At 46.1% G+C, this 25707-nt stretch carries 25 protein-coding genes and 3 tRNA genes; 5 read left to right on the plus strand and 23 right to left on the minus strand.

The genetic code is table 11. The features are described 5' to 3' along the window. Positions 1-124: 124 nt before the first annotated feature. A complete protein-coding gene (locus C805_RS21690; RefSeq protein WP_016216169.1) occupies positions 125-406 on the plus strand; it encodes an ArsR/SmtB family transcription factor in 282 nt (93 codons plus the stop codon). A gap of 54 nt (positions 407-460) precedes the next feature. Here the strand turns inward: C805_RS21690 and C805_RS25485 are convergent, their stop codons facing one another. Further along, complete coding sequence (locus C805_RS25485; protein WP_016216170.1) at positions 461-1633, minus strand: GGDEF domain-containing protein; 1173 nt, start codon at positions 1631-1633, stop codon at positions 461-463. 176 nt (positions 1634-1809) lie between these two features. Here C805_RS25485 and C805_RS21695 point away from each other — a divergent pair, with 176 nt between their 5' ends. Next, the gene (locus tag C805_RS21695; protein ID WP_016216171.1) at positions 1810-3219 is read left to right on the plus strand and encodes a glutamate synthase-related protein; all 1410 of its coding nucleotides are present in this window, start codon (positions 1810-1812) and stop codon (positions 3217-3219) included. A 164-nt stretch (positions 3220-3383) separates the two neighbouring features. On the opposite strand, the gene C805_RS21700 is transcribed toward C805_RS21695, so the two are convergent. From C805_RS21700 to C805_RS21755, 12 genes are all read right to left on the minus strand, one after another. After that, a complete protein-coding gene (locus C805_RS21700) occupies positions 3384-3968 on the minus strand; it encodes a manganese efflux pump (protein ID WP_016216172.1) in 585 nt (194 codons plus the stop codon). A gap of 27 nt (positions 3969-3995) precedes the next feature. Continuing rightward, positions 3996-6521, minus strand: a complete 2526-nt coding sequence (locus C805_RS21705) for an X-X-X-Leu-X-X-Gly heptad repeats protein (protein WP_016216173.1) — start codon at positions 6519-6521, stop codon at positions 3996-3998. A 24-nt stretch (positions 6522-6545) separates the two neighbouring features. Continuing rightward, positions 6546-8645: an efflux RND transporter permease subunit gene (locus C805_RS21710; RefSeq protein ID WP_016216174.1), complete on the minus strand. Its 2100-nt coding sequence runs from the start codon at positions 8643-8645 to the stop codon at positions 6546-6548. Positions 8646-8831: 186 nt separating this feature from the next. Further along, positions 8832-9395, minus strand: coding sequence for a TetR/AcrR family transcriptional regulator C-terminal domain-containing protein (locus C805_RS21715; RefSeq protein ID WP_016216175.1), 564 nt, complete (start codon positions 9393-9395; stop codon positions 8832-8834). A gap of 29 nt (positions 9396-9424) precedes the next feature. Then, positions 9425-10471 (minus strand): HD-GYP domain-containing protein, encoded by a 1047-nt coding sequence (locus C805_RS21720; RefSeq protein WP_016216176.1) that lies wholly within the window; start codon positions 10469-10471, stop codon positions 9425-9427. Between the two features lie 3 nt (positions 10472-10474). Continuing rightward, positions 10475-11566: a GGDEF domain-containing protein gene (locus tag C805_RS21725; protein ID WP_016216177.1), complete on the minus strand. Its 1092-nt coding sequence runs from the start codon at positions 11564-11566 to the stop codon at positions 10475-10477. Beyond that, positions 11553-12161 carry a hypothetical protein gene (locus tag C805_RS21730; RefSeq protein WP_016216178.1) on the minus strand — a complete coding sequence of 203 codons (609 nt, stop codon included), beginning with the start codon at positions 12159-12161 and terminating at the stop codon, positions 11553-11555. The genes C805_RS21725 and C805_RS21730 overlap by 14 nt, the downstream gene beginning before the upstream one ends. 247 nt (positions 12162-12408) lie before the next feature. After that, on the minus strand, positions 12409-12741 hold the full coding sequence (locus tag C805_RS21735) for an MATE family efflux transporter (RefSeq protein ID WP_081640364.1): 333 nt from the start codon (positions 12739-12741) through the stop codon (positions 12409-12411). Between the two features lie 64 nt (positions 12742-12805). Next, positions 12806-12878, minus strand: a tRNA-Gly gene (locus tag C805_RS21740). Positions 12879-12881: 3 nt separating this feature from the next. Continuing rightward, positions 12882-12952, minus strand: a tRNA-Gly gene (locus C805_RS21745). A 21-nt stretch (positions 12953-12973) separates the two neighbouring features. After that, positions 12974-13046, minus strand: a tRNA-Phe gene (locus tag C805_RS21750). 172 nt (positions 13047-13218) lie between these two features. Beyond that, positions 13219-13899, minus strand: coding sequence for a TIGR00266 family protein (locus tag C805_RS21755; RefSeq protein ID WP_016216180.1), 681 nt, complete (start codon positions 13897-13899; stop codon positions 13219-13221). 229 nt (positions 13900-14128) lie between these two features. Here C805_RS21755 and C805_RS21760 point away from each other — a divergent pair, with 229 nt between their 5' ends. After that, the gene (locus tag C805_RS21760) at positions 14129-15469 is read left to right on the plus strand and encodes a butyryl-CoA:acetate CoA-transferase (protein WP_016216181.1); all 1341 of its coding nucleotides are present in this window, start codon (positions 14129-14131) and stop codon (positions 15467-15469) included. Between the two features lie 238 nt (positions 15470-15707). Here C805_RS21760 and C805_RS21765 read toward each other — a convergent pair whose 3' ends face one another. From C805_RS21765 to C805_RS26555, 4 genes are read right to left on the minus strand one after another with little or no spacing between them, the layout of a single operon-like run. Then, the gene (locus C805_RS21765) at positions 15708-17054 is read right to left on the minus strand and encodes an MATE family efflux transporter (RefSeq protein WP_016216182.1); all 1347 of its coding nucleotides are present in this window, start codon (positions 17052-17054) and stop codon (positions 15708-15710) included. Positions 17055-17067: 13 nt separating this feature from the next. Continuing rightward, positions 17068-18114, minus strand: a complete 1047-nt coding sequence (locus C805_RS21770; protein ID WP_016216183.1) for an aldose epimerase family protein — start codon at positions 18112-18114, stop codon at positions 17068-17070. Next, on the minus strand, positions 18115-18948 hold the full coding sequence (locus C805_RS21775; RefSeq protein WP_016216184.1) for a bacteriohemerythrin: 834 nt from the start codon (positions 18946-18948) through the stop codon (positions 18115-18117). Positions 18949-18986: 38 nt separating this feature from the next. Beyond that, positions 18987-19160, minus strand: coding sequence for a hypothetical protein (locus C805_RS26555; protein ID WP_016216185.1), 174 nt, complete (start codon positions 19158-19160; stop codon positions 18987-18989). Between the two features lie 156 nt (positions 19161-19316). Here C805_RS26555 and C805_RS21780 point away from each other — a divergent pair, with 156 nt between their 5' ends. Beyond that, complete coding sequence (locus C805_RS21780; protein ID WP_016216186.1) at positions 19317-20267, plus strand: DMT family transporter; 951 nt, start codon at positions 19317-19319, stop codon at positions 20265-20267. An 11-nt stretch (positions 20268-20278) separates the two neighbouring features. Here the strand turns inward: C805_RS21780 and C805_RS21785 are convergent, their stop codons facing one another. Continuing rightward, entirely contained in the window at positions 20279-20512 is a 234-nt protein-coding gene (locus tag C805_RS21785) for a hypothetical protein (protein WP_016216187.1), read from the minus strand. Then, positions 20500-20685, minus strand: a complete 186-nt coding sequence (locus C805_RS0106555; RefSeq protein WP_022751403.1) for a hypothetical protein — start codon at positions 20683-20685, stop codon at positions 20500-20502. The genes C805_RS21785 and C805_RS0106555 overlap by 13 nt, the downstream gene beginning before the upstream one ends. A gap of 96 nt (positions 20686-20781) precedes the next feature. Here C805_RS0106555 and C805_RS21790 point away from each other — a divergent pair, with 96 nt between their 5' ends. Beyond that, positions 20782-22806, plus strand: a complete 2025-nt coding sequence (locus C805_RS21790) for an Ig-like domain-containing protein (RefSeq protein WP_016216188.1) — start codon at positions 20782-20784, stop codon at positions 22804-22806. Positions 22807-23109: 303 nt separating this feature from the next. Here the strand turns inward: C805_RS21790 and C805_RS21795 are convergent, their stop codons facing one another. The 4 genes from C805_RS21795 to C805_RS21810 are packed head-to-tail and all read right to left on the minus strand — an operon-like array spanning position 23110 to position 25631. Then, the gene (locus C805_RS21795) at positions 23110-23514 is read right to left on the minus strand and encodes a protein-export chaperone SecB (RefSeq protein ID WP_016216189.1); all 405 of its coding nucleotides are present in this window, start codon (positions 23512-23514) and stop codon (positions 23110-23112) included. A 2-nt stretch (positions 23515-23516) separates the two neighbouring features. After that, positions 23517-24170: a hypothetical protein gene (locus C805_RS21800; RefSeq protein ID WP_016216190.1), complete on the minus strand. Its 654-nt coding sequence runs from the start codon at positions 24168-24170 to the stop codon at positions 23517-23519. Continuing rightward, positions 24170-24643 (minus strand): hypothetical protein, encoded by a 474-nt coding sequence (locus C805_RS21805; protein WP_016216191.1) that lies wholly within the window; start codon positions 24641-24643, stop codon positions 24170-24172. The genes C805_RS21800 and C805_RS21805 overlap by 1 nt, the downstream gene beginning before the upstream one ends. A 46-nt stretch (positions 24644-24689) precedes the next feature. Next, the gene (locus tag C805_RS21810) at positions 24690-25631 is read right to left on the minus strand and encodes an ROK family glucokinase (protein ID WP_016216192.1); all 942 of its coding nucleotides are present in this window, start codon (positions 25629-25631) and stop codon (positions 24690-24692) included. Positions 25632-25707: the final 76 nt, after the last annotated feature.

A 25707-nucleotide genomic window follows, 5' to 3' on the forward strand; every position in this document is an offset into this window, starting at 1 on the left:
TATATCATAACTATACATGTATTTGTTGCTTTTTTCTGTTGATGTGAAAGATTTTTAACGGTATAATCAATAACAGGGGCAGGGTGACTGCAATAAAAGCCCCGCCTGAACGAAAGGAATTTTCATGAATCAGAAAGAATTTGAAGAACTTGCAGAATTATTTAAAATATTCGGAACGCCTACCAGACTCCAGATTATGTACGCTCTGGTAGACCAGGAGAAATGCGTCTATGATATTGCAAAGGAACTGGGCATGTCCCAGAGCGCCATCTCTCACCAGCTCAGTATTCTGAAGCAGAACCGGCTGGTCAAAAACCGCAGAGAGGGAAAAACCATTTATTATTCTCTGCTGGATTCCCATGTGCTCACCATCATTGACCAGGGACTGGAACATATCCGTGAATAAAAAGAATCCTGCAAAGCAGGATTCTCTGGCCCCATTCCGGTAAATTCCCCCTGTCTATGACATGGGTTTTTCTTCCCGGCTGCTGAAATGACGGTAAGTATAATCATTATTACTTCCCTTTTTCCAGCCCCGGCAGACCGTTTTATTTTTCCCGGTCTGTTTCGCCTCATATAATGCCGCATCCACTTCCTTAAACAGCAGAATGCTGTTTTTATCCTGAGGCTGTATCTCGGTCATCCCCAGAGAAATGGTTATTTTTCCGGTAACGCCTTCCACTGTAACCTGTTCCACCTCCCGGCGAATCCGTTCCGCCAGATTATAGGCTTCCATCTCACCTTTTCCCACCAGAATCAGCCCGAATTCTTCGCCGCCGTATCTTGCGGCTATATCGGTTTCATCTATATTGTTCTGAATCAGGGAAACTATTTTCAGAATTACATTGTCCCCCGTGGCATGTCCAAAGGTATCATTGATTCTCTTGAAATTGTCAATATCTATGATAATCAGCGACAGAGGATAGTCCTTGTCACATTTCTGAAGCTGATCATTCAGTCTGTCATAGAAAATTTTGTGATTGTAAAGGCCGGTCATGGAATCCCTCTGGGAAATTTCCAGAATCTCTTCCTTCTCCTGATGGATCTTCTGATTCTCCTTTTCAAAATTCACCACCACAGAGGTCAGTACCTTGCTGAAAGAAAAAGCCACCATGATAAAGCCCACAAAAATCACAAGGTATACCTCTTTGCTGTTGTCAGGCTTAAACTCCGTGGAGGGAATAATCCCATAATTGATGGCTGCATAAACCAGAATCGCCATCACAAAAGCCACATAGCGAAAATACTTTTCCCGGTATACATTGGCAAAAATTACCGGGTAGGTCAGTACCATGCACATATAGGGCACAGAACTGTGTACAGCCACCACAGTCCCCAGAAGCACAAACTGCATCATCAGAAACACTACCGTAATCACCTGTTCCCCCAGAATTTTCCCAAGACAGCGGAAAGTCAGCTCCATGCAGGCGGCTTCCAGCACCATCAGAATACTGGGTCTTAAAACAAAAATTTCCCAGTACTCTCTTTTACTGCATTCCGGTACCGGCTGGAAGAAAACAAACAGCAGCACTTCAATAAAAATAACCAGACCTGTGCTGATCCAGATAAAGCGCATTACCTTTTTATTCCATTCTGATATACTTACATATGCAATATTGCTGCTATCGTTCATAATTATGTTCCGGCCTTTCCCGTTCTGTTCATTTCTCTTATTCTATCACGAAACGACTATTATCGCCACTGTTTATTTTACTTTATCACGATTTGTACCCTTGACAGTTCTCTTTTTCTTATATAAAATAATAATAATTACTGATATTATTTTTTATAAAACAAAGGAGGAGAAATATGGCAGTATACAAATGCAGCATATGCGGAGCAATTTTTGATGAGGAAAAAGAAGGAAAAAAGCTGGAAGAACTGGAGGCCTGCCCGGTCTGCAAACAGCCCATATCCAAATTCGAAAAAATTTCAGAAGATGACAGCACAGAAGAAGCAGCAGCCTTTGAAGGGGATCTTGCCTATGACGCCCGGTTTGAACGCCATGACAAATCAGCCCGGTACATGGAGGAAATCCACGAAATGGCTGTTACCGGAAAAAGCATCGGCGGCTCCATGGGAACGCTGATGGCTCTGCCGGGATGGGATGATATTTTGCTTCTGGGCGCCCAGCTTGCCCGTTTTCCGCTGAATGAAGAAGATCCGGTGGATACCCGGACCGTTATCGGAAAACATGCCGAAAAACCCATGATACTGGAACACCCGGTCTACATATCCCACATGTCCTTCGGAGCCCTTTCCAGAGAAATCAAGGTTGCACTGGCCAAAGGCTCCTGCATGGCAAAAACTGCCATGTGCAGCGGAGAAGGCGGTATACTGCCGGAAGAACAGGAGGCCGCTTACAAATATATTTTTGAATACGTTCCCAACAAATACAGTGTAACGGATGAAAATCTGAAAAAAGCCGACGCAATAGAAATCAAAATAGGGCAGGGCACCAAACCTGGCATGGGCGGCCATCTTCCCGGTGAAAAGGTAACGGAAGAAATTGCCGCACTGCGCGGGAAAAAAATGGGAGAGGATGTTCAAAGCCCCAGCAAATTTCCGGAAATCAGTTCCAGGGAAGATCTGAAACAGATGGTGGATATGCTCCGGAAACGTTCGGAAGGCCGCCCCATCGGCATTAAGATTGCGGCCGGAAACATCGAAAAGGATCTGGCTGAGTGCGTTTATGCGGCTCCTGATTTCATCACCATTGACGGCCGGGGAGGGGCCACCGGCTCCAGCCCGCTGTTTCTGCGGGAAGCCACCAGTATTCCCACCATCTATGCGTTGCACCGGGCAAGAACATACCTTGATTCTGTCCATTCTGACATAGAGTTGATTATTACCGGGGGACTGCGTGTTTCTTCTGACTTTGCAAAAGCACTGGCCATGGGCGCCGATGCAGTTGCCATTGCCAGCGCAGGCCTGATAGCCGCAGCCTGCCAGCAGTATCGAATCTGCGGAAGCGGCAACTGTCCTGTGGGAATTGCCACTCAGGATCCGGAACTGAGGTCACGTCTGCATATTGATGCAGCGGCACAGCGTACAGCCAATTTCCTGAACGTAACACTGGAAGAGCTGAAAACCTTCGCAAGAATTACCGGACACAGCTCTGTCCACGATTTAATCAGAGAAGATCTGGTTACTCTGAACCGTGACATTGAGGAATATACGGGAATTCCCCATGCCGGAAAGCCGCAGCAGGGATTCTGAAGCTGATAACTTATGATACCGTTCAGACTTTGAAAAGGAGCTGAAAAATCTGCAAATGATTTTTCAGCTCCTTTTTGGTAATAAAGAATCCTGCTGCATTTCTGAAAAGGGACATGCTTTTATCCGCCCTGGTATGTCCTGCATGTAATCCTCATTTTATTTTTCTATATCAGCTCCCATATGCGGCTGATAATCACATTCATTCCGCCCACAACCAGCAGAAATCCTCCGGCCAGATAGGCTTTTATTTTATGCTCAAATCCCAGCCGGTAACCGGTATACATACCGGATACCGTCACCAGAACAGTCATTATGGTAATAAGTATCAGAATAATCCACATACTGCTTTCCAGAAATCCAAAGGCAAGGCCGGTGAGCAGAGTAAAAATGCTGGTTCTTGCATAAAGTCTGACAAATTCCAGAACATCAAATTTTTCTTCCCGGCGCTCTACAATCCGCTCATTCCGCCAGGCTTTCAGAAAGAGCCTGACTCCCAGGCACAGGAAAATTGCGGCTGCAACTACCTGGCCCAGAAAAATATCTCCCTTTTTTCCTATGCTTCTGCACAGGAGTACAGAAATGAAATCTCCAATTCCCAGAGCAAATACCTGCCCCGCCACCAGTATTCCGCAGAATGCCGTTAACTGTTTCCGTTCCACTCTGGCCACCAGCGACCCCTGGCACTCCATCACTGCAAAGATATCCAGAGATATTCCCAATATAATAATCAGCTCTTCCACAACACTCATAACTCCGCTCCTGCCCTGTCTGCCTGTTTATTCTTCTTCCTTAACTGCTTTGATTCCCTCGGTACGAAGAATAAATTTTACAGATCCTTTTGTTCCCTCTGCAACTTTTGTAAAGGTCTGGTATTCCTTACCTGCCTCCACTACTGCTTCCAGCCTGCTTAACAGCTCCTTAACGTCTCCGTTATAGGCATCCAGCAGTTTCTGAATTCCTTCTTCATCAAACTGAATCATACCGTCCATCAGTTTGTCAGAACCTTCTGCCAGTTTATCCACACCATCTTCAATCTGTCCCGTTGCTGTTGAGAGTTTTCCTGCTCCCTCCACCAGCGCTCCGTTGTTGGAAACCAGAGTAGCTGCTCCGCTGGTCAGCTGAGAGATGCCTGCCGTCAGCGCCGGAATATTGTCGCTCATGGTCTGTGTCCCGTTGCTCAGTGCCTGCATACCGCTGACCAGGCTGTGGCCGCTGTTTTTATCTTTTGCATTGATTGCCTCGGAAATCTGTGCCTTCGTACCTGCAACTGCAGTCAGCGTTGCGGTTTCTGCTGCTGTTTTAGCTGCCGTTTTGGCAGTATCAGCCACTGCGGAACCAACGGTATCTTTTGCACCTGCTGCAATTCCTGTTACAATCTGGGAGGCAGTGGAGTTCATGCCTGCTTTTAAAGTTTCATTGCCCATGGCTGCCGCCACTGCAGAAGAGGTAAGCTGTGCGGCGGTGGACTGAATCTGTGCCTGGCTGTCTGCTGACTGAAGGCCTGCGTCTACCTGAGCTTCCAGCCCGGCCATGGTCTGGCTGGCAATGGCTTCCTTCTGACCATCCACATTCGCCATAACTCCTGCATAAATATCCGGATTTGCTCCCACCGCTGCACCTGCCTGCTGACAGGCATCGTTTATCATGGCCTGCAAAGCAGCTTCATCTAATTGACCCGCATTAACCGCCGCTATAATCTGTGGCGCTTTTTCTGACAGGCCGGCAGATATGGCATTTGCAGTCACCTCCGCTGTCTTCGCCTGTGTCCCTTTTTCAACCGTATCGGCGACTCCCACAACAGCCTGCTGAATGGCTGCCGGCGCATACTGTACCATCGCCTGGTTTTTCGCTCCCTGAGCTGCCGCCTGACTGAAGGCCTGACTCAGCACCGTATTCAGCACCGTTTCCGTATAGGTATTCAGGCCTGCTGCCACCTGGGCTTTGGCTCCCTCATTATTGGCAAGACTGTCATAGAATACAGAAGAGGCCTGATTTCTGATTGCCTCTGTTCCGGTCTCGCCATCCTTAAAGGCGGATTCAATGGCAGCGTCTGCCTGTTTCATCAGAGCATTTTTTTCTTCCTTTGTCATTTTGGCTTTCAGAGTCTTATCCAGTTCTGCCACACCCCGATTCAGGGTTGCAGCGCTGCTGTTTAAAGTATCTGCCCCCTCTGTCAGCGTACCGGAAGAGCTGGCAAGGGTGTTGATCCCTTCATTTAACCGTGATGCTCCGCTGGTATAATTTGTAATACCGTCTTTCAGGGTACCTGCTCCGGATGCAAATTCTTTCATGCTCTTTTTCAGGGTGCCAAGTCCTTCTGACAGCTCCCTGCTTCCATCTATCAGCTTTCCGGAAGCGTCTGTCAGGGTGTCCAGTTCCTCGTCCAGGGTGCTCAGGTCAAAGCCTTCTCCCAGATTCGCCTGTCCCACCAGGTCATTCATGATAATGGACATGGTCATTTCCAGAGAGAAATTCTCCACATCTGCCGTTACCTCCACATATTCCGGAATTTCAATATCCTCTTTCAGATCTCCTTCTTCTATGGCAAGGCTTTCCTTCAGGCCGGGCATTGCCATGCCCACAACAACTTTTTTATCTCCGTCGGAAATCACTTTTCCGTTGGTTACCTCTACATTTGCATAGTCTTCCGGTAAAATCATTCCTGTCATAACGGTAAAGGGCACATACACCTCATATGTTTCTCCGTCAATGACCTGTGTGGTTTTTTCATTGTTGGTGTAGTCAAAGCGGATGGTTGCCTTCCCGCTTTTTCCTGCCATATCTTCCGGAGACATTTCCTTTCCGTCCATGAAATACGTTACCTTTTCCGTGACAGGAAGAGCTTTTTCCGTGGTTCCCTGATAATAGATATCTTTGCCGTCTGCCTGCCAGGTTATCTTATCCCCGTTCTTTTCAAAGGTTTCTTCTCCTTTTACATTTTCAATATCTTTCAGATCAGAAACGTCTTCCACAGTTGCGGCTCCGTCTTTATTCTTCAGCCATTCACTTACAATCACATTTTTGGCAGTACCGTCAGGACTTGCCACAACGTAAACGGTTTCTTCTTTACCGGCTTCTTCGTTTTCCTCTCCGATGGACAATGCTTTCTCCAGAGTTTCCTTTGCCTTTTCCTCCGTATCTTCTTCGTCCTGCGTTTCCTGCACCGTTTCCTGTTTTTCCGCCCGCACCGTGTATGTGCTCACACCTGCGCTGGTTCCGATGACTGCCACGGTCACCATTCCTGCTGCCACGCGAATGACATATTTATTTCTAAATTTTTTCTTTAATTCCAGATTTTTCATGTTATTTCCTCCTGCAATTTAATGTTAAACGGTTTTCACGGTTGCTGCTGCTTCTTTTTTACGGCTGCCGAATCCCATACTTGATTTACAGATAATCTTATCAAATACCATGAACATTGCCGGCAGGATAAAGATTACCACAAACATACTGATCAACGCTCCTCTTGCCATCAGAATGCAGAGAGAACTGATCATGTCGATATTGGAGTACATACCAACGCCGAAGGTTGCCGCAAAGAAACTCAGTGCGCTGACAAATACGGACTGTACCGATGTGGAAAGGGCTATGGTAACGGAAGTCTTTTTGTTCTCCCCCCGGTTCCGCTCTTTCTTATAACGGTTGGTCATCAGGATTGCATAATCCACGGTTGCTCCAAGCTGGATGGTTCCGATTACAATAGAAGCAATAAAGGGAAGGGTGGTTCCTGTGTATGCCGGGATACCCATATTGATGAAAATTGCAAATTCAATCACGGATACCAGGATAATCGGCAGTGAGATGGATTTGAATACCAGCAGAATAATCACAAAGATTGCTCCGATGGATACCACGCTTACGGTCTGAAAGTCCGTATTCGTAATGGAAATCAAATCTCTGGTACAGGGCGCCTCGCCAATCAGCATGGCCTTCTGATCATATTTCTTAATTACTCTGTTCAAATCATCTATCTGTGCATTTACTTCATCTGAAGCAATGGCATATTCGGAACTTACCAGCATAAGCTGATAATTTTCATCCATCAGGGCCTCCCTGATATCATCCGGTATCATTTCCTTTGGAAATGCCGGGCCCACAATGGAATCCATTCCCATTACGGCTTTCACACCGTCCACGTTTTGCATTTCCTCTATCATGGCAGAGGCTTCCTTACCGGACAGGCTGCTGTCTGCCAGTACCATATGAGTGGAATTCATCTCATATTTGTCTTCCAGTTTTTCTTTGGCCTGAATACTTGCCAGGTCTTTGGGCAGGGTGCCCGCCAGATCATAATACACCTGGGTATGGGTATATCCGTAAATTGCAGGTCCTAATACCAGCAGGAAAATTACTACAAATATGGGGAACCGCTTCGTTACAAAGTTTCCGATTCCGCCCAGATCCGGAATAATGGGTTTGTGTTTGGTCTTTTCAATGGCTTTGTCAAAAATCAGTATCATGGACGGGAGAATGGTTACACAGCCGATAACGCCGAATACCACGCCTTTGGCCATTACCACTCCAAGGTCCATGCCAAGGGTAAAACTCATAAAACACAATGCCACAAAACCGGCCACTGTCGTAATGGAACTTGCCACTACGGATGTGAGGGTATTGGATACCGCATGGGCCATGGCCCGGTTTTTATCCCCCGGATAGCGCTCCCGGTTTTCCTCGTAACTGTGCCACAGGAAGATGGAATAGTCCATGGTAACTCCCAGCTGAAGCACTGCGCTCAGGGCTTTGGTCACATAGGAAATTTCTCCCAGGAACACATTGCTTCCCAGATTATAAAGAATGGCCATTCCGATACTTAACAGGAAGAATACCGGCGCCAGGAAAGAATCCATGGTCAGTGCCAGTACCAGGGAAGATAACAGCACAGCAATCAGTACATAAACAGGTGTTTCCCTGTTGGACAGGTTTTTAATGTCCGTTACCACTGCCGACATACCGCTGACAAAACATCCTTTTTCTGCCAGACTGCGGATCTCTTCGATGGCATCCATGGTCTCATCCGCCGACATGGAGGTTTCAAACAGAATAGCCATCAGTGTGGTGCCTTCGGAATTGAATTTATCCACCAGATCCTCCGGCAGAAATTCCATGGGAAGTGATAAATCTGCAATGGAGTCGTACCAGACAACCGCCTTGACATGGTCAACTTCCTCTATCTTCGCTTTCAGCTCCACAACATCTTTGTTTTCCATGTCTTCCAGGACGCACATGGAAAACGCTCCCGTACCAAACTCATTTACCAGAATATCCTGGCCTTTCATAGTTTCAATATCTTTGGGCAGATAAGTCAGTATATCGTAATTAACCCTGGTGGTTATCATGCCGATTGCTGCCGGAATCAAAAGCAGTAAACTGATAATGAAAATCGGTACTCTTAACTTTACAACTCCTTTTCCAAATTTAATCATCTTTCTTCCTCTCGCTCCTCTTTCAATATTTTTTAGCTCATGAAGAGTATAAAAAAAAAGACTGAATATTGAAATATTCAATCCTTTTCTTCTGTATAATTCAAATATACATTTTACAGGTTTTGTAGCTTTTGGAAAACACAGGAGAGATTTTGTAGCTGACTCAGGCTTTAAAATCCCTCTCTGTTACAGTTCCTCGATTACCTGGCTCATGGAACGGGTAATGATATAATTGTAAATATTCGTAATTTCTTCCGGCTCCACTGTCATTCCGCTTTTTATCCAGTGGATTACCACGAAACACATGGACTGGGCATAATACTGGGCAATATGTTCCGGCGTCAGCCAGGGATGCTTCTGCCGGGCAGAAGGGCTTTTACTCTGAATTACTTCCATCAGAATTCCCTCCACACATTTTTTCACAATATCCTCAAAGGAGTTCTGACCTTCCAGGCGCACCGCCATCTCATAAAATTCCTTTTCTTTCTTTAATAAAGTAAAAATCAGTATCAGAGCTTCATCTACCATCCCTGCATGGATCAGGGGCCGGATGGGCTCTAAAATCTGAACCTGTATAATCCATTCCAGCAATTCGTATTTATCCTGAAAATGATTGTAAAAGGTAGGGCGTATCACTCCTGCCTTATCTGTAACCGCCTTGATTGTTATTTTTTCAATGGGCTGCCGGCATGCCAGCTCCTTAAAACTTTCTGCCAGCAGTACGTCCATGGTTTCTTTCTGTACCACCACGCTCTCACTTCCTGTTAATTTTTTACCATTTACATATACAACTCCAGAATCGCCAGTTCTTTTCCCTCCCTGCCTGACTCCAGATCCAGCACTTCCCCTTCCGGCAGCACTTTCACTATGGGCCTCAGCAGTGATTCCGGATGATTTTCCCACACCACTGCCCTGCGGCCGTCGGACAGGGCCACCTCGCAGCCCACCGGATACACAGCGATTTTCTTTGTGAAAATCTCCACCAGATCCGGGTCAAATTCCGCCCAGGTATTGGACATAATATAATCCACCGCACCGGAGGGGGAAATCGGATCATGATAGGGCAGTCTGGATGTAAGGGCGTCAAACACATCTGCCACCTTGATAATTCTGGCATAATAGGAAATCTCATACCCTGACCTGCGCATGGGATAGCCGCAGCCATTATACCATTCATGATGTTCCAGCACCCCTGTACAGATTTCCGGAGAAAAGTCAAAATGCTCCTGAAGAAAATCATAGCTTAACTTGGGATGCTGCACCACCAGCAGACGTTCTTCTTCCGTAAGCCCCCGCCTTGCATTCAGCACATCCTGTTCCACATATCGCTTTCCCACATCATGAAGCAGAGCCACAACGGCCAGCGTATTCAGTTCCTCCAGTCCCAGATTCCCCGTTGCCGCCCCCAGCATGACAGAAAGAACCGCCACATTGACTGAGTGGAAAAATGTATAATCTTCTGAAATTCTGGTATCAATCAGGTTATACATCCGCCCTCGCTCTGCAAGGACCTGACGTGTAATCTTTCCCGCCACTTCCTGAATATAATCCTGCTCCACCTCCTGATAACGCTCCTCCTGGAACAGGTCGTGCACCAGCCGCAGCGCCTCCTGTTTCAATTCCGGCGCTATAAACCGGGGCACCTCCAGATCCCAGCTGAATTCATCCTCTATGTAAATTCCCGGAATTCCCAGATTCTGCAGTTTCCAGACCGTCTCATCCATCAGGAAAAAACCCTTCTCCCATAAAAGCCCTCCGGCTCCGTCATAGATATTCTGTCCCAGTTCCATTCCCTTTTCCACATCCGCAACAGGTATATAACGCATATCTCAGACACCTCCTGTTTTCTGTTCCTTCTGCCTTTTCTTACACTGATACATCTGTTTATCTGCACGCCCCATAGTATCCTGCAGATTTCTGTCCATTTTCCGGTCAAACACCGCACAGCCTGAAGCAATCTGCATATACTCTTTTATACTGGTCTGAATTCCCTTCAGACTCTCCAGACGCCGGCACATATCCTCTTCTTTTTCCTGAAACACTCTGCTGGTGATACGTTCCGAGATCAGACAGAATTCATCTCCTCCTATCCGATATATTTCTCCAAATTCCCCAAATACATCCCGGATAATTTCACTTCCGGTTATAATATAGCAATCTCCCATTCCATGTCCGAACAGGTCGTTCACCTTCTTAAGATTATTCAGGTCAAACATGGCAATTGCGCATTTTTCAAATTTATGTTCCGGTATCCCCTGAAAATCCGCCTCAAATACTCTTCGGTTTTTCAGCATGGTAAGCCCGTCCGTTTCCGCTTCCTCTCTGATAATTTCGGCTTTTTTTCCGGCTTCTATCAGTCCCATGGACACATCCAGAAACTGTACCGTCAGTATCAGGATAAAAAGCAGGCATCCAACTCTGGAAAAAGCTGCCACATCATCATAAAACCGATAATAATAGTTCAATGCGTCCATCAGCATGGAACCGCCTATTATGCAGATACCGATAATATTGATATACACCCGGCGTTTCCAGGCAAAAATCTCTTTTCGCCGCTTAAACAGAATGCTTCCTCCGCTTATCATTGCCGCAAAAATAATAGAAATTCCAATCAGGTGCGTTACCCATATGGTTTCCCGGTAATCTGCCCATCCGAAAAACTGAAATACAAAACTGGCTGCAAAATCCAGAATCCCCATAAAGGCAAACCCATTCCACAGCCGGCTGCCTTTCATCTGGTAGACTACCTGAATAAAGCAGACTATGGGCAGCACCATCAGTTTCAGACTCATAAAAGTTATCTGATTGCACATAATTTCCCGGCCGAACATCAGAGCGGGCACCTGCGTCTCCATGGTTGACCATATGGCAAAATAAATGGTAAACAGCCCCAGCCACTGAATGCCTTCATGAAAATGCATTTTTTTTCCCGATGGTAAACCAGCTGATCACCAGTATCAGTCCCAGTACCAGCATACTGATGCCAGTCAAAAGAGACGGTGTTTTCCTGTTAAGCTGCTGCACCACAATAGCCGACTGGGGACCATATGTAAACTCCGGCACTTCCACACTGCCATAATCATAACAGTTCCGCAGGCGTATTTCCAGCGTTTTTTTCGCATATTCTTCCTGCATCTGAACAAAATTCCAGCAGTTTCCCGGCGTTTTGCTATGAACATTTTTCGGCGCTTTTTTCCTGTATATCTGTTTTCCTTCCACAAAAACAGCCACTTCCTGATGGGAAGTATAAAAACCCAGAGAATTTATGGAAATCACATCTTCATCCAGCTCTCTGCGCAGGATAATCTCCTCTCTGCCCTCCGGTATGGAAATTTTCTCAGGCAGTACCGGATATTCCGTAATCCCTTCTTCTGTAACACAGATCCAGTCTTCATTGCAGGGAACAGCAGCGGAAAATTCCGTATCATATCCACTTCCTCTGAAAAAGCAGGCCACCATTATTACGAAGAATATTCCAACTGTTACTTCTGCCAGATGTAATTTAAAGACTTTCATCTGCTACCCCTTTCAATTCCTCTTCTGAATACCACACTCTTATCTTTATATTCTAACATACTTTTGTCAAAAGTAAAATACTGTCAGACTTATTTACTTTTCCTTTTCCCTGGTACGAATTGAAAGAAATCTGTTCGAACAAAGTGGGCAGACCCTGCGCATATTATTTTTCTCTTATAGGAAAGATACTTTCACGCGTTAGCGTGACAAGGTCTTTCCTATAAGATGAAAAACAGGCACCAGCCGGTCAGCTGCTGCCTGTTTTTATATCTCTGATATACATAATTACACAAATTGCGGCTATCAGGGTTTCCACCACAGGCTGAGCTGCAATTACACCGTTCAGCTTCCAGAAATAATTCAGTATAATTACTCCCGGAATAAACAGGACAGCATTTCTCAGAACTGTAACCGTCAGTGATTTTACTGCTTTTCCCAATGCCTGAAAATAACTGGTCATCATATTGATCACACCCGGCAAAGGAGCCGACAGGCAAAAAATTTTCAAAAAATATCCTGTCTGTTCCGTCAGCCTGCCATCCTGCAGGAATACAGAGGCAAACTGCCTGCCGAAAATTATAAAAACAGCCGCAAACCTTTGATTCTACTGGAAAATCCTTAAGTTTGCGACTGTTATCCGCAAAAGCGATAGACGGGGCTCGAACCCGCGGTCTCGACCTTGGCAAGGTCGCGCGTTACCAACTACGCCACTATCGCAGAAGCGGGTGATGGGAATCGAACCCACGTATCCAGCTTGGAAGGCTGGTGTTCTACCATTGAACTACACCCGCACAATAATTATTCAGTGTAAATGCCCAGTTCCGGAATCGAACCAGAGACACGAGGATTTTCAGTCCTCTGCTCTACCAACTGAGCTAACTGGGCCTGCTGTTCCTCAGCAACGATATCATTTTACCTGCTAAACACCAAATTGTCAATACCCTTTTTTATTTTTTCTGAATAAAAATAAAAAAGTGGGGAAAGAGCAGGAATCCCTGCTTCTGCACACGAGATTTCCTGCCCTTTCCCCTGTTCCATACAAAATACCGGTATCTGCCTACCTGCCGGGCACCATACGGATAATTCTTCCGGCAAACTCATTAAAGTTCTGGGTCTGCAGTACCACTCTTCCAGGTCCGGTGAGTTTGGTCAGGAACAGGCCTTCCCCGCCGAAAAAGATATTTTTCAGGCCTTTTACGGTCTCAATTTCATACTTCACAGACTTTTCAAAAGCAACCACGTTTCCGGTATCCACCTTGATTACTTCTCCCGGCGCAAGCTGCTTCTCCACCTTATTTCCGTCTATCTCAAGAAAAACCATACCTCTGCCGGAAATATCCTGCAGAATAAAACCTTCTCCGCCGAACAGTCCCGCAGACAGCTTTTTAGTAAGAGCCACACTTAAGGTTACGCTTTCCTCTGCACAGAGAAAAGAACCCTTCTGGCAGATCATGCCTCCGGTTGCTCCCACATCCACAGGAAGAATCTCACCGGCCACTGTGGAGGCAAATGCAATCATGGTTCCCGGCCTCTCTGCTTTGTAAGTAGCCATAAACAGAGACTCTCCGGAGAACATTCTTCCAATGCTCTTTCCCAGACCGCCTTTCATATTGGAATCCATGGAAATTCCCTCTGTCATCCAGGCCATTCCGCCGGACTGGGTATACATGGTTTCTCCTGCCGCATCAAAAAACACTTCCACTGCAGGCATGGTATCGCCTAAAACTTCATATCTCATTGTTTCCTCTCCTTTACTGCCAATTTTTTACCGTCGGTCAGTTCAAATCATGACCTGCTTCTATTATAGTACAGAACGTCTGATTCTTCCACAAAAATTTTGCCCCAATACCTTATTGACCCCCGAATGGAAAAATGCTAATATGAAAATATGTTACATCTTTAACAATCAGAGTGTCAACGGACGCTTCTGACACTTTAATACTTTAATCTCCAGGGAGGATTTAATCATGGATTACACACAGGAATATGAGCAGAAACTTGTATCTGCCGAAGAAGCTGTAAAAGTCATCAAATCCGGTGACTGGGTAGATTACGGATGGTGCAACGGCACTCCGGATCTGCTGGACCGTGCACTGGCAGAGCGCACGGACGAACTGGACGATATCAACCTGCGCGGCGGCATCCTTTTAAAACCGCTGGCAATTTTTGAACGTGAAGATGCCGGGGAACACTTCACCTGGAACTCCTGGCATATGTCCGGAATTGAGCGCAAACTGATTAGCCGCGGATGCGCTTACTATGCTCCTATCCGTTATTCTGAGCTGCCCCGTTATTACAGGGAACTGCCTGTGCGAAACAGCGTTGCCATGTTCCAGGTTTCACCCATGGACAAACATGGATTTTTCAATTTCGGGCCAAATGCTTCCCATCTGACAGCTGTATGTGAAACTTCCGCCAAAATTATTGTAGAAGTAAATGAAAACATGCCCCGCTGTCTGGGCGGATTTGAAAACGGTGTACATATTTCCGATGTGGACTTTATTGTACAGGGTGAGAATCCTCCCATCGGAGAACTGGGTGCAGGCGGACCTGCCACTGATGTAGATAAAAAAGTAGCTGAATTAATCGTGGAAGAAATTCCAGACGGCGCCTGCCTGCAGCTTGGCATCGGCGGTATGCCCAATGCAGTGGGCTCCCTGATCGCAGAGTCTGATTTAAAAGATCTGGGCGTTCATACGGAAATGTATGTGGATGCTTTTGTGGATATTGCCAAAGCAGGAAAAATCAATGGTTCCAAAAAGAATATTGACCGGTTCCGTCAGGCATTTGCCTTCGGCGCGGGAACAAAAAAAATGTACGACTACATCGACGACAATCCGGAACTGTTAAGCGCTCCGGTAAATTACACCAACGACATCCGCTCCATTTCCGCTCTGGACAACTTTATGTCCATCAACAATGCTGTGGATATCGACCTGTTCGGACAGGTAAGTTCCGAATCCTCCGGTATCAAACACATCAGCGGTGCAGGCGGACAGCTTGACTTCGTGCTGGGCGCATACCTTTCCAACGGCGGCAAGAGCTTTATCTGCTGCTCCTCCACTTTCAAAACAAAGGACGGAGAGCTGAAATCCAGAATTCTGCCCACCCTGCATCCCGGTTCTGTGGTTACCGATACCCGTGCCAATATTCACTATCTTGTAACTGAGTATGGAAAAGTAAACTTAAAGGGATTATCCGCATGGCAGAAATGCGAAGCCATTATTTCCGTGGCGCATCCTGATTTCAGAGATGAACTGATTGCAGAAGCAGAGAAAATGCATATCTGGAGAAGAAGCAACAAATAGTCTTCTGCTGACGCGTCAGGGTCTTTCCTGTAAAAAAGAATGCGCTATGCGCATTCTCCGCGCGCGAGCGGATTGCGCAGCAATAAACATCGCCCCCGCGAGCTGCGCATCATTGTTTGTTCTTCTACAGGAAGACACTTTCGCGCTTTAGCGTGACAAGGTCTTTCCTAATAGAAGAACAAAATAAAAAAGGTGCAGAGCCCCCAACCGGGTCTTTGCACCTTTTTATTTCTGTGGTTCAGCTCCTTTGTTCCTTCTTTTGAAACATAAGATAGCATACCGTAAAAAACAGAATGCCGTAAACAGAAGTTATGGGCACCGCCAGTCCTATGGTGACCAGATTTGCCCCCGGCTGAATACTGAACAGATACGACAGCGGAACCCTCACCAGAAAAGACGAAGAAATCCCCTGTATCATCACCGGCATGGTTTTCCCATGGCCGTTAAAATATCCGATATAGCTGAACACCAGGCAGGTCAGAATCGCTTCCGGGCTGAAGCCCTTCAGATATTCCGCAGACCTGGCAATATATTTCGGATCTGTGGTAAACAGCGCCGAAGGCACATCTCCCCGGAAAAAACTGAGGGCGAAAATAAAAACTCCGATACAGGCTCCTGCCGCCATCCCGGTCACCATGGCTTTTTTTGCCCGATCCTCTTTTCCCGCTCCCACATTCTGAGCCACAAAAGCAGACATGGACTGCATCAGGGAAGAAGGAATCAGCATCACAAAAGCCGTCACCTTCTGGGCAATCCCATATCCGGAAGAAGCCTCCAGACTGATTCCATTTACAATAGCGCACAGAATCAGGAATGAAATATTCACCAGGAAATCCTGCAGTGCAATGGGAAACCCCAGTTTCAGAAAAGTTTTAATCTCCGGGTGGAACCCGATATCCTGCCTTGTCACAGAAAAAGGAAGACGCTGCCTGCGGATTATTATCAGCGATATGACCACGCTGACAAACTGGGCCAGAATGGTGGCAAGGGCTGCTCCCGCCACATTCATATGAAAAACTGCCACAAACAGCAAATCTCCTCCGATATTCACCACACAGGCAATGGCCACAAAAATCAGCGGCAGCCTGGAGTTCCCAAGGCCTCTGAAAATTCCGCTGATTACATTGTAGGCAACCACAAATACCAGTCCTGCACCGCAAATACGCACGTAAGTCACCGTCAGATCAAAGGCCTCCTCAGGCGCATTCAGCCATCCTGCCAGTCCGGGCGCAAAAATCAGCAGAAGCAGCATCATAAAAACCGTCAGAGCCATAAAAAAAGCAATGGCTCCGCCAATGACTTTCCCGATTTTCTCCGTGGCCCCTTCTCCCAGAAATCGGCTGATTAAAACCGTTACGCCCATGGTCAGGCCGGCAATTACAAATGTGACCAGATTGATAATATTACTCCCGGTGGAAACTGCCGAAATTCCGGCGCTGGTGCCGAACTGTCCCACCACCAGAAGGTCCACCGCCCCATACATGGCCTGCAAAATCAGCGCTCCCAGAACGGGTATCATAAATTTCAATAATTTTCCCCCAATACTTCCCTGTGTAAAATCATCCGATAATTTTCTTTCTTCCATTAAAGTTCTTCCTCTATCTGACAGAAAAACGATAGATAGTTTTCGTGGTAAATACTTCCCCCGCCTTTACAACAGAAGAGGGGAAGTTCTCCCTGTTTAATGCATTGGGATAAAACTGAGCTTCCAGACAGAAACCGCATCTGTCTTCATAGGCTGCCCCTCCTTTTCCAGTCTGAGAACCTATGAAATTCCCCGCATAAAACTGCACGCCGCAGGATTCTGTAAAGGCTTCCATGGCAATCCCTGTTTCTTCACAGTAAGCATTTGCCATGGCTTTCAGTTCTCCTGGCTTTTCACTGAGGACAAAATTATGGTCAAAACCACCGGCAAAATTCAACTGGTGGAAATCTGCCTCAATATCCTGCCCTATGGGCTTCATGGTTCTGAAATCCAGAGGGGTCCCCGCTACCGGTGCAATCTCTCCCGTGGGAATGGACATGGCATCTTTCACCGGCGTATAGCTTTCCGCCAGAATCTGTAATTTCTGGTTCAGAACCGGCCCGCTGTCATGGCCTCCCAGGTTAAAATAAGAATGATTGGTAAAATTCATAACAGTGGCTTTATCTGCTTTCCCCTGATAACTGATTTCCACTGCATTGTCATCTGTCAGGGTATAGGTAACTTCCACTTCCAGATTTCCCGGAAATCCCTGTTCTTCTTCGGTGCTCAGATGAGACAGGGTAATACTGCTGTCAGAAGATTCCTTCACCTTCCACAATGCCCGTTCAAATCCATTGGGAGCGCTGTGCAGGCTGATTCCCCTTTCATCCACCGGTATTGTGCAGGGTGTATTGTCGATTACCACCTGAGCACTTTCCAGCCGGTTGCAGTTTCTTCCCACGGTAGCCCCGAAATAGCAGGTGTGATTCTCATATTCAGAAGCAGAATCATAACCCAGAACCACATCTTTCAGGGCTCCCTCTTTATCCGGTACCAGTACGGATACCAGTGTGGCCCCGTGGTCTGACACCTTTATCTTCATGTGATTTTTATTTTCCAGTATGTACAGAGAAGTGTTTTCTTCCTTCTGATTCGTTCCAAATGCCTGTGTTTCCATCATTCAGTCCCTCCCCTTATGCTCTGCAATCAGCTTATCTGATTTCAGAATATGATTGGACAGCCAGCCAAACAGGAATTCCATCAGTTCCTCCAGATATTCCTGCTGATTCTGGTCAATCTGCTCCAGGTCTATTTCCTCCAGCTTTGTGACAAAAGCCCGGTGGGCCATTTTCTGAGCCGGCAGCCCCGGATATCCGATACTTTCCATATATTCTTCTTCATCCTGAAAATGCTCATTGGTGTAACCTTTCAGTTTTTCCAGAATTTCCATAATTCTGTCATATTTATCGTGAAGGAGCTCTGCTTTCACCAGTTCATTTGCCTCTCCGATAATCTCAAACAATGTTTCGTGCTCTCCGTCAATCAGAGGAATTCCCGTCATATATTTTTCCGTAAATACACAGGGATTATCCGCCGCATTCCATTCCTCCACGGAAGGCATTTTTCCAATTATAATATCACTGCTTAAAATATGCTGATACAGCCAGCGGGTCAGATACTGCATCAGATTCTCCAGTGTCTCATGCTGGTTCTCCAGCTCATCAATATTTGAAAAATCCAGCACGTCAATTTTCTCCCGAAACGCCATATGCTGCTTTTTCTGAATGGCAAGCTCCGGGTCATTGATGGCTGCCATATAGGCTTCCTCATTGGCAAAGTGCGTATCCGCATACTGTTTCAGTTCTTCCAGCACTCCCATAACCTGATGATATTTATCCTGAAGTATCTGATTGTGAAGCAGCTCCATGGTACGGTTCATGAGCTCAAACAGTTTTTCATGTTCCTCATCAATCCGGGTAATCCCCGTCAAACAGTCCTCCGTAAACTGATACATTTTTGTTCTCCTTTCCAGATGCTGCATCTCTGCGCTTTCTAAAGTTTTGCAAGCTGTTCTACCTGCGCAACATCCAGTCCTGCGTATTCCGCAATTTTCTCCACAGATAATGCCCCGTCTCTGAGCATTCTGAGAACGATTTCTTTTTTTGTCTCATTTATTCCCTGATTTAATACTCTGCGTGTTCCTGGTTCTTTTAATGCACCTTTCATACTATCACCTGTACCTTTCTGGTTTCATACTATCATTTCTCCACTGTAAATTCAAGCATATTCCGCTTTTCTTCTCTCTTGAAATTCACAGAAAAATCCGGTAAGCTATATAAGATTCCAAAGAGCTGCCGGAAAATACAAAAAGTGAGGAAAATTATGAAAGAGACAACACACTGGCTGCAGAAAACACCTGTGGTCCAGACAGGCGCCCTGATATGCTGCGCTCTGTGGGGAAGTGCATTTCCATGTATTAAAATCGGATACGAACTGTTCCATATTGAAGCTGCCGACACGCCGGCTCAGATTTTGTTTGCCGGATTCCGGTTCACTCTGGCCGGCATTCTTACCATTCTCACAGGCAGCCTGATAAACCGGAAACTGCTGATACCGAAATCAGCCAAAACAGCCGGAAAGATTATCCGGCTCAGCCTGCTGCAGACGGTAATACAATATCTGTTCTTTTATGTGGGTCTGGCCCATACCACCGGAGTAAAGGCCTCTGTCATCACAGGCATGAATGTATTTGTGGCTATTCTGGTGGCAAGTCTGATTTTCCACCAGGAATCCTTAAGCAGCCTGAAAATTGCCGGGTGCCTGACAGGATTTGCCGGAGTGATACTGATAAATCTTACCGGCTCCGGGCTGGACAGTAACATGCGTTTCCAGGGAGAAGGTTTTATTTTTCTTTCTGCCGTTGCCTACGCCCTGTCCTCCGTATTTTTAAAACGGTATTCTGAAACAGAACACCCGGTACTGTTAAGCGGATGGCAGTTTTTCGCAGGCGGGATTATCATGATTCTCTGCGGCCTTGCCATGGGCGGACGCCCTGGACATTTCACTCCTTCCGGAACAGGGATGCTTCTCTATCTTGCACTTGTTTCCGCTCTGGCCTATTCCCTGTGGGGCATTCTGCTAAAATACAACCCTGTTTCCAGAGTGACTGTCTTTGGGTTTATGAATCCGGTATTTGGAGTGGTGCTGTCCGCCCTTCTGCTGGGAGAAACCGGGCAGGCTTCCGGCGTCCGGAGCCTGCTGGCGCTGGTTCTGGTCTGTACCGGAATCTGTCTGGTAAACACATCCTCCCGGCAGGAGCCATCAGACGGATGACTCCCTGAAAACTATGTCATGTCTTTCATCTGTTTAAACAGCTCTAAATCTGACTGGGTGATTTTCAGATTGGAGCAGTAGGTTTTGCCCTCCGGCGTGGTAATATTTACTTCAATTAATGTATCCTCTTTGATTCCCTCTGCGGCAACTGCTTTCAAAAACTTCGGGAATTTGGGGTGATTTGCTGTAAATTTCTGCCACGCCCCCATCATCTGAAAAATCTGTGTGGGATTCATTCCTGCCATAATCTCATCCTTTCTGTTGTGTCTGCTTTTACTGCGCTTTGCCAGGGACCGCTGCATTCCGGCTTTTTCCCTTCTGCATCCGGGGTTCTTCCCTGTGACGGTCCTTCTTCAGGGAAAATTATACCATTCCAGCCACAATTTTGTAATAAAAATGTAAAATTTTTTTCTGCCATCTTGAAACTCAGGAAAAAAGGGATTATTATTATAGACAAGGACGTAATTTTCGACTGCATACGATAAATTTATGAAATACACAGGAGGCATTACCAATGAAATCCCAAAAGTTTTTTGCATTTGCCCTGGGCTGCCTGCTTCTGCTGGAAACACCCTTTACTTCCCTGGCAGCTTCCATTCCATCTCAGGAAACTTCCCCTTTCTCTCAGGAGACTGCTGTTATATCTGATTCCCCTCAGGAAACCGGTCCGCTGGCAGTTACTGCCTCAGATTCCCGTGGACGCAAAAATTCTCAGACTCTGAATTTAAAATCAAAGGCAACGGTATATTTGCACAATCCTGTTTATCTGGAAGCCGCTGCAGTTCCGGAAGGTAACATTTCCTGGAAAACCTCCGACCGGAAAATCCTTTCCGTCAATTACAGAGGAAAACTGATACCAAAAAGAACAGGAACCGCCACCATTACCGCTTCCTGCAACGGGGTGGAAAAAAGCTGTCAGGTCACTGTCAGACAGCCTTCCGTGCAGTTTAAAAAGACCTCTGTTACATTATTTGAGGAAAGTACATATCATCTGAAAACCACCGCCCGTCCCTCCGGGCAGGTCAGCTGGAAATCTTCTGATTCCAGAATCGCCGCTGTGGACAAACAGGGCGTTATTACCGGAAAATCTCCCGGCACAGTTACGATTACCGCCTCCGTTCCCGGTGCAAAATCGGAATGCCAGGTCACTGTAATCAATAACGATCACGAACTGAACCGCACCTCTCAGACACTGGTGCAGGGAAACAGCGCCACCTTTTATCTGAGCAATATTTCCGGAAAAGATTCTGTTTCCTATCAGCTCTCCAATGCATCTGGTGACGTGGCTGATATTTCCACCTCCGGAAACAAATGCAAAGTCACTGCCAAAAATCCTGGTACCGTTACTCTGAATGCCATCTGCACCACAGATACCGGGGAACAGAAGGTAACCTGTAAACGTACCTGCGACATAACAGTAATCGAAAACGGCATTGCCCAGCAGCAGATTGCTCTGGCCGTACATGCCCAGGAAAACCTGACACTGGAAAATATTGAAAAAACCGGTATCTCCATAGAAAATATCCAGTGGGATTCTTCTGATCCGAACGTGGCCCAGGTTCATCCTGCCAGCGGAACTGTAACAGGAGAAAAGACAGGAAAAGCGGAAATCACAGCAACTGTCCGTTATTCTGACGGGACTTCCGCCGAATTTCCCACCGCTGTAAGGGTTTCAGATCCCCGGCTGAAAACTTCAGCCACCGTACTGTCCGTAGGGAAAACACAGCGGCTGAAATTAACCGGAACCACTCCTTTCAGCAGTGTAAAATGGAAGGTTCAAAAGCCTTCTCTGGCCTCCATAGACCAGGACGGCACCATTACCGCCAAAACTTCCACCGGAAAGACCAGGGTTACCGTCACGGTTGACGGCAAGACCATCAGCCATGACCTGATTATCACCGATCCTCAGTTAGAATCCGATTCCCGGATGCTGACTGTGGGAAAGAAATCAAAAATCAGACTGACGGGAGTTTCTTCCAAAAGTAAGATTACCTATAAATCGCAGAAAAAGTCCATTGTGAAAGTCAGCAAATCCGGGGTTATCACACCCCGCGCCTGCGGAATTACAGACATCATTATCTCCGCAGACGGCAATACTTTCACTCTGCATGTAAGCGTTGCATCCAAACGGGCTCTGAAAGCGTGTAAGAAAGGATACAAAATCATCAACAGTTCTTCCTACAGCCAGGCCCGCCGTATGTCCGCAGGTTATTATGACTGCAGCGCTCTGGTATTCCGGGCTTATGACTGTGACGCAAAACTTCTGGGCGGCACCTCTTCCTGGGCGCCTACGGCCGCTTCCATGGCTTCCTATATGGAGCGCACTGGAAAAGTCATTTCCTACAAAGGCCTTGACGTTTCCAAACTCCTTCCCGGAGACCTGATTTTCTATCGGACCCCCAGAGGCGGAAACGGAAGATACCGGAATATTTACCATGTTTCCATGTATTACGGAGATGGTTACCGTCTGGAAAAGCCCCTGCGGTATTACAGGCAGGAAAGCAACATTGTGATGATTGCAAGGCCGCTGAAAAAATAGCATTCAGGGAATGATTTCATCCCCGTTACAGAACAAACCGTCCAGGTCCCTCACTCATGAGGGACCTGGACGGTTTGCTGCGCCGAGTGCGGTCACGCAGTGACATTTTCTATTCGCACGAGTAGCCTCGCTTCGCTGGGGCAGACCCTGTGCATATTATTTTTATTCTATAGGAAGATACTTTCGCGCTTTAGCGTGACAAGGTCTTTCCTATAGAATAAAAAACCGGACCCTTCGGATAAATTCCAGCGGTCCGGTTTTTCTGCACAGCAGAAGATATGCATTTCTTTCTGTATTATAATATCATGATGCATCTGAAAACATATCATATTTACCAAAATGCTCAATTGGAAGAATAATCTGCTTTAAGCCGGCTTTTCCCATCATTTCATACAGAAAAGTTCTTGCGAATGAAAATAACAGTTCTGTTCCTTCTTCCATTACTTCCTTCTCCGCTTCCTTATCTGTCAGGATATCCCAGCTGAAAATACCTGCCAGTTTCAAAGAAAAATAAAATGGAAGCTCTTCATTCTCCATCTCTCCAACTTCAAATTTTATCATCAGTCTTGCAGCTTTATCATTCGGTTCACTGCTCATTGCATATTCAGGTTCCATACTGACAGGAATATCATGTTTTCCCGGTTCTCTGTCTGTTTTTTTTGTAAAACTCATATCTATAACTGATATATCTTCACATTTCACTCTCATTTTCAGACTCCTGCACTTTCCATAGACTCAACAAAAAAGGATTTTTCCTGAAATTTCATATTTCTTTCTCTGTATTTATCCTCTTCATTTCTTATTGTATCAAGGTAGAAAATATTATTCCTTATCGGTTTGCCAAACCGAATTTTTCTGATACACCTCGCATGTATCTGCTCTCCGGCCTCAAAACCCAGAATCAGAATATCCTGTACTGAGTCAGATACTTTTCCTTCATATCCACAGATAATCGACTTCTTTTTGTTCATTTCATCCTGAAGCCTTTTTCTGTAATCTGCAAGACAGGGGTTTTCCAGCTTTTCATTTTCCTCCGGAAGGTCATCTTCCGATATATCCTGAAATTTTTTCTTTTCACAGGACATGCTCTCTCCATGCTGACTAATAATGATTATCTCATTGCCGGACATTTTAAACATATCCAGTATGGAAATTTCATCATCCAATAATTTCAGCAATAATCCTCTGCTTACTTTTGTAACCATCCATGTATTGTCTATAATCATATCCGTGTACAGACAAAAATAATAACATTCTTCCCTGTCCCGGCACACAAAAATTATGGGCAGTTTTTCGAATTCAAAAAGCACTTTATCCAAACTCAGATCCCCTGTGTCCAAAACATTTTTGAAATATGCTTTCATTAATCACTCTCCTCACAAATTCTGAAATTTCTGACAGCTTTTTTTATAGCTCCTTCAAAAATCCACCAGTCAATATGTGTTGAATCTGAATTGTCAGAAACCCTCTCAGCCGTCCTCTGTACCAGTCCATGAGATGTATTTCCGGTAAGCAAAACCGGATGTGGATATTCTTTTCTCAGCCTTACGCTTCGTTTCAGACAATTGATAAATTTATCACAGTTCTTTCTGCTTGTATATACAGATGTAGAATATGTTCCCACTTCTTCTTTCGAATAGCGATCCGGTATCCAACCCTGTAAAATTTCCTCGTAAGTGCTGACAAAGGCTTTTTCCTCTAACTTTCCCCATTTCGCAACTCTGTATACCTGTTGAAAATGCTCCTCCCCGGCTCCGCTTTCCCATATTTTTTTCCTGATATTCTCCGGAATCACAGAACTTAATTCTTTTGTCTCATTTCCCTTATCAGTATTCATTTCATCCCACTTTTCTGTCCCTTATTTCAACTGTAAAACTCCTGCTCTACTCCAGAATCAGTCTCATGCAGCCATACATTCCCGCGTCATTTCCAAGGGAAGCCAGCGCAAATTTCGTATCCACACAGGAAGAAAAGGCAGCTTCCCTGAAATACTGGTTAACCGCTTTCAGAAGCACTTCTCCTGCTTTGGATACGCCGCCTCCGATTACAAAAGTTTCCGGGTCTGCCACACAGGCAATGTTGCTCAGAGCCCTCCCCAGCATCCGGGCAAATTTCTCCACGATCTTCTCTGCCAGTTTATCCTGCTCTTTGTATGCGTCAAATACTGCTTTGGCTGAAATTTCCTCCACTTTATCCAGAAGAGAGGTCTCATGGCTCTCTGCCAGGCTTTCTCTGGCAAGACGCACGATACCCGTTGCGGAACAATACTGTTCCAGGCATCCCTTCCTGCCGCAGTTACAGGAAATGCTTTCATGGGGATTTACCGTAATGTGCCCGATTTCTCCGCCTGCTCCATGAGCTCCCGCCACGATTTTCTCATCAATGATAATACCGCCGCCCACGCCGGTGCCCAGCGTAACCATAACCAGACTCTTACAGCCCTTGCCGCCACCCTGCCACATTTCTCCAAGAGCAGCCACATTCGCATCGTTTCCGGCTTTCACAGGAATATGGTCCATCAGGCCCCCCATTTCTTCCGGTATATTCTTATTTTTCCATCCAAGATTTACGCATAAGGGCACACTTCCGTCCGGCTGTACCGGTCCCGGAAGCCCGATTCCGATTCCTTCAATTTCCTCTTTTCCAATCTTTTTTTCCGCCATTTTTTCCTGAAGGGAAGCTGCGATATCGGGAAGGATATTTTTCCCCTCTTCACAGGTATCTGTGGGAATTTCCCACTTTTCCACAAGATTTCCTGTGGTTTCAAATAAACCTATTTTACAGGTAGTGCCTCCGATATCCACGCCAAAACCATATTTTTTCATGCCATACCTCTCCTTTATCCTGTATATTCCAACGGGCAGCGTACAGACATCATCCGTTAAATTTGTATGACGCCAT

The organism is Eubacterium sp. 14-2 (genome assembly GCF_000403845.2).
Taxonomy (GTDB): Bacteria; Bacillota; Clostridia; order Lachnospirales; family Lachnospiraceae; genus Petralouisia.